9 protein-coding genes are annotated in these 14,968 nt (G+C 44.9%); 6 read left to right on the forward strand and 3 right to left on the reverse strand.

What is annotated here, in order from left to right; translation table 11 throughout:
* Positions 1-13: 13 nt before the first annotated feature.
* Entirely contained in the window at positions 14-757 is a 744-nt protein-coding gene (locus tag F597_RS21490) for an Ig-like domain-containing protein (protein WP_019538587.1), read from the reverse strand.
* A gap of 213 nt (positions 758-970) precedes the next feature.
* Positions 971-3,955, reverse strand: coding sequence for a PEP/pyruvate-binding domain-containing protein (locus F597_RS0104835; protein ID WP_019538588.1), 2,985 nt, complete (start codon positions 3,953-3,955; stop codon positions 971-973).
* 250 nt (positions 3,956-4,205) lie between these two features.
* Here F597_RS0104835 and F597_RS0104840 point away from each other — a divergent pair, with 250 nt between their 5' ends.
* From F597_RS0104840 to F597_RS0104860, 5 genes are all read left to right on the forward strand, one after another.
* Positions 4,206-5,183 carry a lytic transglycosylase domain-containing protein gene (locus F597_RS0104840; RefSeq protein ID WP_019538589.1) on the forward strand — a complete coding sequence of 326 codons (978 nt, stop codon included), beginning with the start codon at positions 4,206-4,208 and terminating at the stop codon, positions 5,181-5,183.
* Between the two features lie 8 nt (positions 5,184-5,191).
* The gene (uvrA, locus tag F597_RS0104845) at positions 5,192-8,011 is read left to right on the forward strand and encodes an excinuclease ABC subunit UvrA (RefSeq protein ID WP_081624337.1); all 2,820 of its coding nucleotides are present in this window, start codon (positions 5,192-5,194) and stop codon (positions 8,009-8,011) included.
* 302 nt (positions 8,012-8,313) lie between these two features.
* Positions 8,314-8,814 (forward strand): thiol peroxidase, encoded by a 501-nt coding sequence (tpx, locus tag F597_RS0104850; RefSeq protein ID WP_019538591.1) that lies wholly within the window; start codon positions 8,314-8,316, stop codon positions 8,812-8,814.
* A gap of 148 nt (positions 8,815-8,962) precedes the next feature.
* On the forward strand, positions 8,963-9,958 hold the full coding sequence (locus F597_RS20155) for a YihY/virulence factor BrkB family protein (RefSeq protein ID WP_019538592.1): 996 nt from the start codon (positions 8,963-8,965) through the stop codon (positions 9,956-9,958).
* A 10-nt stretch (positions 9,959-9,968) separates the two neighbouring features.
* Positions 9,969-10,184 (forward strand): hypothetical protein, encoded by a 216-nt coding sequence (locus F597_RS0104860; RefSeq protein ID WP_139224037.1) that lies wholly within the window; start codon positions 9,969-9,971, stop codon positions 10,182-10,184.
* Positions 10,185-10,204: 20 nt separating this feature from the next.
* Here F597_RS0104860 and F597_RS21495 read toward each other — a convergent pair whose 3' ends face one another.
* Positions 10,205-11,047, reverse strand: a complete 843-nt coding sequence (locus tag F597_RS21495) for a hypothetical protein (protein ID WP_019538594.1) — start codon at positions 11,045-11,047, stop codon at positions 10,205-10,207.
* A gap of 377 nt (positions 11,048-11,424) precedes the next feature.
* Between F597_RS21495 and F597_RS0104870 the strand changes: the two genes are divergently transcribed.
* Entirely contained in the window at positions 11,425-14,823 is a 3,399-nt protein-coding gene (locus F597_RS0104870) for a protein O-mannosyl-transferase family (protein ID WP_019538595.1), read from the forward strand.
* Positions 14,824-14,968 lie beyond the last annotated feature (145 nt).

The following is a 14,968-nucleotide window of genomic DNA, read 5'->3' on the forward strand; positions in this document are numbered from 1 at the left end:
ACAAACTTTTTTATTATTCTGTTTCCACCGTCAACGGAGCTACACAGAGTCCTGTTTTACCATCTGCCGTAAAGGCAATCCAGTAAGTATCCGGAGTTCCTTCTTCTCCATCGGCAGGTTGAGCTTGTACAAGCCTCCACGAAGTTACATTATAGTCGGTACTTTCCCCTTCAACGGTTACCGTCAGTTCTCCCGCAACAACCACTGATTCTCTTACAGAAGCAGTCTCTTCTTCATCGGCATCGCCTCCGATTCTATCTTCAGGGTCATTCAATGCCAATACCAATGATTCATCTCCCTCTTCATTTGTCCATGAAAAAGTGACGATCTTATCTTCGGACTTAGTCAGTGTAAAGGTACCCTCATCCGTACCTGCAATCTTCTCATACGTATCCCATTTGATACGTACGGTGGCATCATCTTTTTCATCCTCAAAAGGATCTTCTTTCACAGCAACGGTTATGGTAGCTTCCGAACCCTCTTTATCGGTTACCTTGATGGTAGTATTACCTTCTTTCAACCCTTTGATGGTTACATCACTACCATCCACCGCTACTTCGGCTACCGTCTCATCAGCCGCAGTCGCTTCATAAGGAGCTACCCCGCCACTTACTTTTACCGCAGTTTCCTCGCCGATAATCAGCTCAGCGTTATTTTTGTCCAGAGTCAATCCTCTGTTATTATCATCTTTTTCACATGAAACGAAAAATGCTCCTGACAGTATCAGGCTCAATACATAAATAGAAATCTTTTTCATAATAACTCTCTTTTTTTAATAGTTAAAAAATAGTATAATCTGTGTGGTTGAGATCTCGTAGACACATAAGACAGATGAGTAAAAAAGCGAAACGCTGCATGAAAACCCTGTTTTTAACTATGATTAATATATTTACAACACTCATTAACAGCAAAAAAACTCCGCCACCCACCCATAACAATTTAACTATCAATACATAAAGTTAAAATAAAATTATTTTCCCGGTTTCATCACAACTCCTATTCTCTTTTTACCATTTATCTTGATGATCACCGGCTGATCGAAATGTACCTGCCGGATAAATTCCGTCTCATGTGCGGCTGGTTGTGCATTCAAAAACTCCTCATCGAAAAATCCATCGTTCTCAGCAAAGGGATTCACTGTAAAATATCCCACACCAAAGGAGGTCAGATTCTGAAAGAAATGAGTTCCCTGGCTCGGTTCTATACGGTAATTCTCTATCCCTGATTCTACAATTACCCGTGCCTGGCTGATATGCGGCCATTTCACGGGGATACCCAACCATGGGTCGGAAGAACCCCACCGTCCCGGGCCAACCAGCACATAATTGGTACCGGCCGCAGCGAAACGGCTGTTCAGCGCCTCTATTTCACGGGCTATCAATCCGTTTTTCGAAGCGTCAAAAGTTGTGGATTTCACATAAACCACATCATATACATCGTTGGATATCCCATTTCCGAGCGCATTTTTCGAAAACAGTAGCGTATTGGTCGGCTCCACCGCTTCCAGGTTTTCATGTACCACCTCCTTATTATCCACGATGGGACGGATCTGTAGTACATAAAAAGAGGCAAACTGCTTATCTTCAATATCTACAGCAAACTCTATCTCTACCGGTCGCCCCATCTCTTTCTGCCCTGCTTTCAACAGTTTGTCCAGGATCTCCGCTAAAGGAAACATTCCATGCTGTAAAATATTGGCGAAAGAGATGATCTTGCGTCCTCCTTCATAATAGCCATCCCGGATAACCTGATCCTGAGGGTCATAAGTAGAAGCCACATACCTGAGAGGGCCCTCTTTTTCTGCTTCTTTGAGACGAAGTTTCAAGAGATTGAACCCGTCGTCGATCATAAAATCTTTTATCTCCGAGTGAAGGTCAAGTGCATAGAAGCGGGTCTGGGTATCACTCAGCGCCAGATCGAGCGAACTCAGTTGCAGAATATTGGATGCATGGAGCGGAGAAAAACGGAGACCTGTATGACCATCCATAATATATTTTCCCAACCCGAAGGCTATGCTCACAATGCCATCTTCCGGTTTTTCGTTCCCGATAGGATAATAGTTAAGAGAACGGGCCACACCCGAGATGGCAGGGTAGAACAGGCCGCCATATTGAGAGCCGACCACCTCCTGCAAGACGATCGCCATCTTCTCCTGATCGATCAGGTTTTGCGTGGCAGCCATATAAGCCTTGCTATCCTTATAGAAAACAGAAGCATATACCGCTTTGATAGCGTTGCTGAGTAGACGCACCATCTCATATTTATCGTTCACATAAGGGATCATGTAGGTGGAATAAATCCCCGCGAACGGCTGATACTGTGAATCTTCGAGCAAACTCGACGAACGGATGGCAATCGGAGTATCTATCGCTTCAAAAAATACGAGGAAATCACTTACCAACCGCTTCGGAAGCTTGGCGGCAAGGAAATGTTTAAGGATCATCTCGTCTTCCAGTTCCGAAAGGGCGACCGGATAGAGATTGTTCGCCTCCATGAATTCATCGAAGATATCGGTACAAAGCACTACCGTCTTGGGAGTAGTTACGGGGAAATTCTGGTTGTTGTTCAACTCCAGATGTGTTTTCACCATATAGCCTATAAAGGCCAGTCCTCTCCCTTTACCTCCAAGCGATCCCTCTCCTATACGGGCGAAATTGGAATACTGATCGAATCGGTCTTTTTCGAAGACAGCCACCACCCCGGTATTCTTCATTCGCCTGTATTGTACGATAGTGGCATAGATGAGTTCACGCGCGTCGTGCATATTGGCATATTCCGAAACATCTATCTTTTTAAGCATCTCTGCCACAGGAAACATGGCGCGGGAATAGAAAAACCGGGAAAAATGGTTTCTCGAAAGGTGATAGTACAAAGCATCATCGGGAATATTGCGGATGTTCATCTGCAATTCCTTCAGATTCTTGATGCGAAATATCTCCTCTTTGGTGTTGGGATCAGTAATAATAAAATCTCCAAATCCCAGATTCTCCTTAATCGCCTTGCGAAGATCCTGCGGAAAAGTTTTGGAATTCTTATCAATAAATACGGCATCCACATCAGCAGCATATTTACGGTTCTCCGATTCGGAAGAAGTATATATAATAGGGATATAATGATCTTTTTTCCTGATCCATTCGCCGAGCCGCTTGCCGGCTAATTTATCCTTCTCCCCATCAATATTGAAACTCATATCACTGATCACACCCAGCATATTATCACCATACTTTTTATAATAGGTGACCGCTTCCTCGTAATTACGGGCAAGTAATATTTTTGGCCGCCCGCGCATGCGAAGCATTCGCAAGTGATCGTTGAGTGCCTCTTTAGAAAACTCCTTCGATTCACTAAGTACAAACTTATAAAGCAATGGTAAGGCTGTAGAATAGAAGCGAACGGAATCCTCCACCAACATCACAGTCTGCACACCGACCGTCTTCACGTCGTGCTCCACATTCATCCGGTCTTCAATAATTTTGATGATAGCCAGCAACAGATCGGTATCTCCCAACCAACTGAAAACATAATCGATTCCGCTCAGGTCCGATTTCCGTAATGATTGGGTGACCGCTTTGGAAAAAGGTGTGAGCAATACTACCGGAATTTCGGAATAACGCGCCTTGATCTGTTTTGCCAGATCGAATGTATCGCTGTTATCCATGTTGGGCATACAGATGATCAATTCATAATGATTTTGCTTCAGTTCCGCAAGCGCCTCCTTTCCACTCGCCACCTGTGTGAATCGTGGCGGATAACGGAGGTTGAGCGAAGTATATTCGTTGAATATCTGCTCATCGACACGGCCGTCATCTTCAAGAATAAACATATCATACCTGGAAGCCACCATCAGGATGTTGTAGATCCGTTTGTTCATCAACTTCACAAAAGGGGTGTCACGAAATCTGAACCGGTTTATATCATGTGCCCTAATTACTGATCCTGGCGTTTTTAGTTTCATATTTTTTATAATAAAGAATAAAGTTTTGTTCGATTGTTATTCGATTGATGTTCAGTTATTAAACATGAGTGGAGCAAATGAATAACGGCAAAGCCGAATAACACGAAGTGCGAATATATAGGAAAAATCTGAGTTCTCACTTCTCATTTCCAAATTTCCAAAAAAAGGATTATCTTTGTTCAACTCAAAAATATACCGGCATCCACATCGCCGGGAGAATATTATAAGAATTCACAAAGTTAAAACAAGAATGAAGAAATCGACACTATTGATCTCTTTTCCAATATTAATAACAGGACTGGGTGTATTTTTCATTATCCTCACATCAGGGGACAACATCGAAAAAGCTGAATCGGAAAGACCGTTGGTACTCTCCATGACAGCCTCGGTAGCCATTCCGGAAAGTATGGAGTTCGCAGGAGAGCAGATCACTTTTGATCGCTATGATAAACGGGAACGAATGGACAGGGAACTGAACAGTTTCACCTACTTCCATTCCACCACCCTACTGCTTTTCAAGAGGGCAAACCGCTTTTTCCCGATCATCGAACCTATCCTCAAACAGCAAGGAGTTCCCGATGACCTGAAGTATCTGGCGGTAATAGAAAGCAGTCTGGATCCCAGGGCGGTCTCTCCCGCACGTGCGGCAGGACTCTGGCAGTTCCTCCAAAGCACGGGTAAACAATACGGGCTGGAGACAACATCCGATGTGGATGAGCGTTACCATGTGGAAAAATCGACTGTGGCTGCCTGTCACTATCTGAAAGAAGCTTACCACAGGCACGGTTCATGGAGTGCCGCTGCGTTGTCGTATAACGGTGGTCAGGCGCGTATCACCAACGGGTTGAGAGACCAGGGGGTAGACGATTCGCTCGACCTCTGGTTGGTGGAAGAGACTTCCCGCTATTACTACCGGATGCTCGCCATCAAACAGATCTTCGAAAATCCGCAGCAATATGGATTCGTTATAAGGCCGGATCATCTCTATAAGCCCATGCAGTTCAAAGAGGTGAAGGTATTTTCCTCTATCCCCGACCTGGCAACTTTTGCCAAACAACACAACATCACCTATGCGCAGTTGAAAGACTTCAACTCATGGCTACGAAATACCAGCCTGAGTAATCCGTCGGGTAAGACCTACACCCTGCTTATTCCTACACAGGAAGACCTATACTACAAGAAAGGGGAAAGTCCTAAGGTTCATAATCCGGCATGGGTGGTGAAATAAAAAAGGCTATGGCATCCGAAACTGAACAGATACAGGTGTACGGCGCACGTGTACACAACTTAAAGAATATAGATGTAACTATTCCGCGTGACTCTCTCACGGTAATCACCGGATTGAGCGGCAGCGGGAAATCATCACTTGCTTTCGACACCATCTTTGCCGAAGGACAGCGTCGCTATATAGAAACCTTCTCGGCTTATGCACGTGGATTTCTGGGAAAGATGGAGCGTCCCGACGTGGATAAGATCACCGGCTTAAGCCCGGTTATTTCCATCGAACAGAAGACCACCAACAAAAATCCCCGTTCTACGGTCGGCACCACTACTGAAGTATATGACTTTCTCCGCCTGCTTTATGCCCGTGCCGGTGAGGCATACTCCTATATTACCGGGGAGAAAATGGTAAAGTATACCGACAGCCAGATACTGGAACTGATACTGGAAAAGTATATCGGTAAAAAGATCTATATCCTTGCTCCGGTAGTGAGAAACAGGAAAGGACACTACAAGGAACTGTTCGAACAGATCCGGAAAAAGGGATACCTCAATGTGAGGGTCGACGGTGAGATCAGGGAAATCATTCCCGGCATGCGGGTGGACAGATACAAGAACCACAACATCGAAATTCTTATCGATAAGCTGGTTGTATCCAATAAATTCACCGACAAGTTGCAAAGCAGCGTACGTACTGCCATGAAGCAGGGTTCCGGCCTGATCCTTATACAGGATGTAGAGGCCGACGAAGTACGCCACTACAGCCGCAGCCTTATGTGCCCGACCACCGGTCTTTCGTATAATGAACCTGCACCCCATAATTTTTCTTTCAACTCACCACAGGGAGCCTGTCCCCGCTGCAAGGGTATCGGTTCAGTAGATCAGATCGATACCGAGAAGATCATACCCGACCCCAACCTGAGCATCGCCGCAGGAGGTATCGTCCCTCTCGGAAAAGAACGAAGCAACCTGCTCTTCTGGCAAATTGCGGCCATCTGCGAAAAATATGGAGTGACATTAAAAACACCCATTAAAAATATCCCGCAAGAAGCTATCGATGAGATCATGTACGGTACCGACGAAAGGCTCAAGATAAAGAATGAATCGCTGGGAAACTCCAATTATATGGTCTCCTACGAAGGTGTCGCCAAATACATTGAAATGCAGCAGGAAGACGAAGCTTCGGCTACCGCCCAGAAATGGGCAGGACAGTTCATCACCACCTCAGTCTGCCCCGAATGCCACGGACAGCGACTGAACAGGGAGGCATTGCATTTCAAGATCAACGGAAAAAATATCGCCGAACTGGCAGAAATGGACATACACTCGCTGTATCACTGGATTATCTCTTCCGAAACGGAAGTAACGGAGAAGCAACGGCTTATCGCAGGAGAGATTAAGAAAGAGATCCTTTCGCGCCTTCAGTTCCTGCTGGACGTAGGGCTGGGATACCTCTCGCTCTCGCGTGCATCAGCATCCCTCTCCGGTGGGGAGAGCCAGCGCATTCGATTGGCCACCCAGATCGGATCGCAGTTGGTTAATGTACTTTACATACTTGACGAACCCAGCATCGGTCTCCACCAGCGCGATAACCACCGCCTGATCGACTCGCTGAAGAAACTGCGCGATTCTGGCAACTCGGTGGTAGTGGTGGAACACGACAAAGACATGATGCTCGCGTCTGACTATATAGTCGATATGGGTCCTTTTGCCGGTCAGAAAGGAGGCGATGTGGTATTTGAGGGACTTCCTTCGGAAATGTTGCAGAAAAACACACTTACCTCCAACTATCTGAACGGCAAATTAGAAATTGCCATCCCTGAAAAAAGACGGAAAGGAAGTGGTAAAAACCTCACGATCGAAGGCGCGTCGGGGAATAATCTTAAAAATGTAACAGTTACTTTTCCGTTAGGGACGCTCCTCTGCGTGACGGGCGTTTCCGGCAGCGGAAAGTCGACATTGATCAACGAAACGCTGCAACCGATCCTCAGCCAGAAATTTTACCGGTCACTGAAAGATCCTCTGCCCTACCGGTCAGTTAAAGGAATCGAGCATCTCGATAAGGTGGTGAGCGTCGACCAGTCCCCCATAGGCCGTACGCCCCGCTCCAACCCGGCTACCTACACCGGTGTCTTCTCCGATATACGCCTGTTATTCGCCGGAATGCCGGAAGCCAAGATCAGGGGATATAAACCGGGAAGATTCTCTTTTAATGTGAAAGGCGGACGTTGTGAAAAATGCGGCGGCAACGGATATAAAACCATTGAGATGAATTTCCTGCCCGACGTAATGGTTCCTTGCGAAGAATGTCATGGCAAACGATACAACCGCGAAACACTGGAAGTACGATTTAAAGGAAAATCGATTGCGGATGTATTGGACATGACTATCAACGAAGCGGTGGATTTTTTTGAAAATGTGCCAAACATATTGCATAAAATTAAAGTATTGCAGGAGGTTGGATTAGGATATATTAAACTGGGACAATCCTCCACTACCCTGTCCGGAGGAGAGAGTCAGCGGGTGAAACTGGCTACTGAACTGGCCCGTATCGATACGGGGAATACCCTGTATGTGCTGGATGAACCTACGACGGGACTGCACTTCGAAGATATTCGCGTACTCCTGGGAGTATTGAATAAATTGGTGGAAAAAGGCAATACCGTGATTGTCATTGAACACAATCTCGATATTATCAAGTGTGCCGATTATATCATTGATCTGGGGCCGGAAGGAGGAGAAAGAGGGGGGCAGATCCTCGCTAAAGGGACTCCTGAAGAGATTGTCAATAACGGAAAAAGTTATACTGCGGTTTATCTTAAAGAGGAATTATAATAACTTGCATTTAAAGTTAAAAATGTAATAGCCATGAACATTTAAATAAACTCTTTGTTTAGAGATTACAGAAAAGGGACAATTAAAAATGTTTTCGTTAAGCTATAAGAGAAAGTCAAACTTGTTTGAATGTTTTCGTTGAGGATACTTGAACTTTCCCATAGCGAGAATTGAAAATCGAGAAGCAAAGGCGACTCAATTAACAAAGAGAGAAGCAAAGGCGACTCGATTAACAAAGAGAGAAGCAAAGGCGACTCAAAACGACTAATGAAATTGAATAAATTTAAATAAGCAATAATATAATGGCAAGTATTACATTTAAAGGCAATCCCGTTCAGACAAGCGGAGAGTTGCCCGTAAAAGGCGCGGTGGCACCCGATTTCACGTTGGTAAAGGGTGACCTTTCGGAAGCCGGGTTATCGGACTTCAAAGGGAAATATGTTGTTCTCAATATCTTTCCGAGTATCGATACCGGTGTATGCGCCGCTTCGGTGCGTCGCTTCAATCAAGAAGCCGCTTCGCTGAAAAATACGGTAGTGCTTTGTATTTCTGCGGATCTGCCCTTTGCAGCCGGAAGATTCTGTGCTGCAGAAGGTATTGAAAATGTTGTCACACTTTCCAGTTTCCGCAACAAGTCATTTGGAGAAGATTACGGTCTGCTGATGACCGACGGCCCGTTGAAAGGTCTTTTAGCCCGGGCTGTGGTAGTAGTAGACCCGGAAGGAAAGGTAGTATATACCGAACTGGTTCCTGAGATTGCACAGGAGCCGGATTATCATTCTGCAATCAACTCGATAGTGTAGTTTGTTTCATGAAGATTGTGTTAACAAGGAAGGTCTGCGAAGTGATTCGCGGACCTTTCGCTTTTAAGCAGGTAAGATTATTCCATACATCGAAGGAAGAACAATGAACAGGAAAACTTTGTTATACAGGCAGTAGCTAACTGTTATTATGGCAAAAGAACATATCCGTAAGAGAATTTCATCCCGATCGATCCTTAATATCATTAGGTTGACCATAAAAGGATTTACAAATGACGGGGTAACCAAGCTAAGTGCCTCTTTAGCTTATGCCACTATTTTTGCCCTTGTGCCCTTTCTTACTTTCATCGTTACTTTCGGTACCTGGTTTGATCAGGATATCTCATCTCAAGTATACGGAACAATGAATGAGTTGATGGGCAGCGAAGTTACTACGCAGGTTCAGGCCATTATAAGAAATACATCGGAATCAGACAGTTCCTCTCTGGCGAGACTTATAAGTTTAGGAGTAATGATCTTCGGTGCCACAGCCATTTTTGCGGAGATGCAAACTTCCTTGAACACCATATGGGGCATAAAACCCAAGCCTAAAAAAGGATGGTTGCACTATTTAAGAAACAGAGTGCTCTCTTTCTCCATTATTCTGATCCTGGGATTTCTATTGCTGATCACCTTATCCGTTTCCACCCTGATAAACAGTTTGAGGCAACAATTAATTGCTTATTTCCCGGATATAACAGCCATTCTTTTTCAGGTTATCGGGATGGTTCTGAATATCCTGGTCGTATCTTCTCTATTCATATTGATCTTCAAAATATTGCCCGATGCTAAAATAAAGTTTCAGGATGTAATGGTAGGAGGCATTGTTACAACTATCTTTTTCCTGATCGGCCAATTTGCCATATCCGTTTATCTCGGGACACGCAATACCATGTCGGTATACGGTGCCGCCGCATTTCTCATTATCCTTCTTTCATGGATATACTATTCGTCCATTATTGTCTATATCGGTGCCGAATTCACAAAAGCATGGGCCAATGAAATCGGAGGAAAGATCTATCCCGACGAATACGCTGTTTCCACGAGGATTGTAGAAATAATAGGCGATAAGCCGATTGAAGTCATCAACAAAACAGAAACAGATCATTCATCCGACAACAAAGAGGATGAGCATATCACAAATTAAAAATAATCATATGAAAACTATTATTGGTATCATTCTTATTGGAGGAGCAATTTTTTTAGGATATCTGGGGATAACCGGATTACAGGAAAGTTCCAACTCGGTGGAAATATTAGGTGTAGAGATCACTGCCGAAGATAAGGGTTCCAAACAAACGGCTTACATTCAACTCGCGGGGGCTGTTATTCTCCTGATCGGAGGTATCTATCTGGCAGGCAAGAAGAAATAGGCGTTCTTTGCGGACATCCTTCACCAATTATTAGTATACGCTTTCACTAACCGATCGGTCCTTTCCCGCTGTTTTTCTGAACTTTCATAGAATAGACCAAAGTTAAATTTCGGTACTATATAATAGACACTTTCCCATCTTCGCAGCCAGGGATTAAACTCCCGTCTCATACCGCCCTCCAGGCTGAACTTGTCCGTAAATTTATATTCCAGGCTTCCACCAAAATAAGAACTGGGCGCGAATGGCGACTTCGTGTCAACTCCCCCGACCATATTTTTCATTGCATTCATTGAATAACCCCCAAATATATTTATTCCCCAGTTATCTGAAAGGGCGATATAGGTAGAGGCGTTGATGGTAAAATCATTGTGAATGTCAATAAAATCCTGGTATTTAACGGCAGAACCACTTATATTGATGATCCAATTGTCCATTGGTTGCATCATAAAACCTGCCGTCATACTATTCATGGAAGATATTCCAGGCATAAAATCCTGTGTACCGGACAGGTAAAAAGTATTTTTGCCCAATACCGGATAAGAAATGAGGTTGGAATTCAGTAATCTTCCCAGTAAATTCATATCATTATACATTGGCCTATGCCAGATTTCATAGAGTGACGGTTCGTATGGAAGAGGAGTCCCTGAGAGGATATTTTCTTTTATGAGTTTATTTGGCCTCATCAGATCCGGATTTAAACCCTGTATCAATTTAGGGTGGTACTCTAATTTAAATTCACGGCCGGGCAGTATGGAAAACGGGAATGAATCCCCATAGTTTTCCCTATGTTGAGCATAGGCTTCCCCTAAAAAAGAGAAGAGGATAACAGTAATGACAAGTACCTGTTTAAACAATTCAGACATGATATACTATAAAATAACGCAATCAACTCTATGAAGCCTGTATATACTCCCCGATACACATACTTGCTATATAGATGCAATTGCTTACTAAAATACTGCATCAAAAAGGTTAAACTATTCTAATCTGATCTATAAAAGCATCTAATTTACAAAGGAAGATAATTTATCATGAGCTCTATTATTTTTTTATTTCGTAATTCATAACATAGGAATTTACATTATACTTTAATTCCAATTCTATTGAATTTGAACAGTATTCTTTATGGTTTTTCTTATCTTTGCATATCATGTAAAACGTACCTAAGATGAAGGGATATAAACTAATTAATTTAATATCAGGCTGGAGCGTCTTTCTTGTATCTGCAATCGTATATCTAATGACTATTGAACCCACGGCCAGTTTCTGGGACTGCGGAGAATTCATCACCCAGGCCTATAAGCTGGAAGTGGGTCATCCCCCCGGTGCACCTATTTTCATGCTGGTGGGTAATCTCTTCACCCAGTTAACACAGGATCCGTCGCAGGTGGCCAAAATGGTCAACAGCATGTCGGCATTGATGAGTGCGCTTACCATCCTGTTCCTTTTCTGGACCATCACCCATCTGACCCGTAAGCTCATTATTGCAAAAGAGGGAGGTGAACTCAGTATGGGCCAAACGATCGCAGTGATCGGCAGCGGCCTTGTGGGTGCACTGGTCTACACTTTTTCCGACACATTCTGGTTCTCGGCCGTAGAGGGTGAAGTATACGCCTTCTCATCCATGCTCACCGCCCTGGTGTTCTGGCTGATCCTTAAATGGGAGGATAATGCCGACAAACCCCATTCCGACAAATGGATCGTACTGATCGCCTATGTCATGGGGTTATCTATCGGCGTGCACCAGCTCAACCTGTTATGCATCCCGGCAATTGTGCTGGTCTACTACTTCAAGAAGAATGAAAATCCCGACTGGAAAGGCGGGATCAAGGCCCTTCTGTTGTCCTTCGGACTTATCGCTATATTAATGTGGGGGATCATCCCCGGTTTCACAAAAGTAGGCGGATGGTTCGAACTCTTCTTTGTGAACACGTTGGGATTTTCATACCATACAGGCACACTTGTCTATATTATTCTTCTGGTAGGCGTGATCGGATGGACACTCTATGAAACGTTCTCCCCGAAAGGGCAGGAACGCCGTGCCAGGACTGCTTTCTTTATCAGCCTGGGTATGACGGGAGTCCTTTTCATCGGCAGCAATGCCCGGCTATGGGTATTACTCATTGCCGCAGGTGCTTATTTTGCATTCAGATATAAAAAATTAGAGGTCAGATTTATCAATCTTGCGGCAACCTGCCTGATGGTCATCGTTATAGGTTTCTCAGCCTATGCAATAATCCCTATCCGGTCAAACGCCAATCCTCCACTCGACCTGAATAAACCGGAGAATATCTTTTCGCTCGGAGGTATGCTGAGCCGTGAACAGTACGGACAGAGACCTCTTCTCTATGGAACTACTTATGCCTCTCAACCAGCAAGGAATGCCGACGGATCGTATATTGTAGAGAGTGAACGTACGTCCTATCGGCCGGTAGTGAAAACTTCGCCCGAACAAAAAGACCGATACGAAAAGAAAGTGACATCGATCAACTATAAATACACCAATACCATGTTGCTCCCCAGGATGCACTCGCACTCCGGGAATCCGTCGTTTAGGAACCATAGCATGGGATACGAACAATGGGGAGGTGTGACCGACCTGAACCAAAAGCCCACTTTCTGGCAGAACCTGAAGTTCCTTTTCAGCTACCAGGTCAACCACATGTACTGGCGCTATTTCATGTGGAATTTCTCCGGCAGGCAGAACGATATACAAGGCCACGGCAGTATTACCGCCGGTAACGGGATCACCGGAATTCCTTTCTTCGACGAGCATGTGCTGGGATTGGGACCTCAGGATAATATCGCGCCCGATATCGTCGACAACAAGGGGCATAACAAATACTATATGCTGCCCCTGCTGCTCGGCATTATCGGTATCCTTTACCAGCTACAACTGAAAAAGAGAGGAAAACAGAGTTTCGCCATAGTCTTCATGCTCTTCTTTATGACCGGCCTGGCCATCATCCTCTACCTCAACCAGACGCCATATGAGCCGAGGGAACGGGACTACGCCTATGCAGGGTCCTTTTATGCCTTCTCCATCTGGGTCGGGATGGGAGTGGCCGGTATCAGCTACTTCTTAAGGAAATATATAAAGAATACCACTGCTGCTACGATGCTTGCTACAGTGGCAACCCTCTGCGTTCCTGTACAGATGGCCTCGCAGAACTGGGACGACCACGACCGTTCGGGAAGGACCCTGGCAAGGGATACCGGGATGAATTTCCTGAGCTGCGTGGGTGAGAACGCCATTCTCTTCACCAATGGCGATAACGACACCTATCCGCTTTGGTACGTACAGGAAACCGAAGGCTTCCGTACCGACGTGCGGGTCACCAACCTCAGCTTCCTCCAGACGGAATGGTATGTGGACCAACTGTTGCGTCAGACATACGAGTCGGAACCGCTCCCTATAAAGTGGACACGCCGGCAGTATGCAGGTAAAGAAGGAAGCGGTGCACTCGTAATTACAAGGCAAGCCCAGGAAGATATACTCCGTCAGAATAATATTCCATCCATTTCTTTCGGATCCTATTTCGATGTGAATGCCTTTAAAGACACGCTTTCCCTGAAGCATACGATGGAGAACCTGAAGACGGGACAAAACAAACCGATGACTCAACTTTACAATATCGATGATATGCTTGTTATCCCAGGCAACGTTCTTTCGTTAGATGTGGATACTGTGCGGGTAAACTGGAAAAGCCTTGCGGCAAAACCCTCGGACAAGATGTATATTGATCTTAAAGGTAAGTCGTATGTCTCTTTTAGTGAGCAGATGATCCTGGAGATGCTCGACAATATCAATGACGGTCACTGGCAGCGCCCCGTCCATTTCGCAACCACCGTCACCCCGTCGCTCTATATGAACCTGAAAAACCGCAACTTCTCGCTCAACGGCCTTACTTATCAGGTAGTGCCCGGTACGCCTCTTTATAACGGAGTGAATATAGAAGCCGCATACGACAATATGGTGAACAAATTCAGGTGGGGAGGGCTTGAAAAGAATCCGGATATCTACCTCGATGAAACCAGCCGGGGGATGCTTTCCTCCTACCGCCTTTCTTTCACACAACTGATCGATACCCTGATTGATGAGGGAGAGAACGAAAAAGCGCTCACAGCACTGGATAAAGTCACAACCATGATTCCCTCGTCGGCCGTGGCTTACGGTCCTGACGAGATAATTTTTGCCAGGGCATACTACCGTCTGGGCGAAAGAGAGAAGGCAGAAGCGCTTATTGCAGACATCAGCGATAGAATAAACAGGAACCTCGACTGGTTCGTACGGTTAAATCCTATACAGCTATCAAATACACTCTCTGATGTGATCTGGAACAACATTAATCCCCTGCTGCAGATCACAAGTATTTATCAACAATATGACAAGGAGAAATACACTATACTGGTCGACAACCTGCTGCAACGGGCGCAGACCTTCTATACGCTCGGCGTTCCCTATGTCGGAGATACCCTTTTAAAAGAGATCACCGACGGTTCGGTACGCGGATACTATTCCACTTCTGCTAACGATACATTACACCGGGCTACGGAAGAAGAGACTATGCAGAAGGCGCTCAACATGATGCAGCAATTCAGCCCGAGATTGTTAGAACAATATTCTGGAAAAGAGTAATATAGTTAACTCTGTCATCTGTTTGCTAAGATATAATTTATATGTAAATAAGCAATGGATTGAAGCAATTTATTTCAGCTATATCAAACACAAAAGGTTTATCATCCGGTAATCCGGTGAAAAGCATTTCAGCAGTTTCCGGAAT

The organism is Proteiniphilum acetatigenes DSM 18083 (assembly GCF_000380985.1).
Classification (GTDB): Bacteria; Bacteroidota; Bacteroidia; order Bacteroidales; family Dysgonomonadaceae; genus Proteiniphilum; species Proteiniphilum acetatigenes.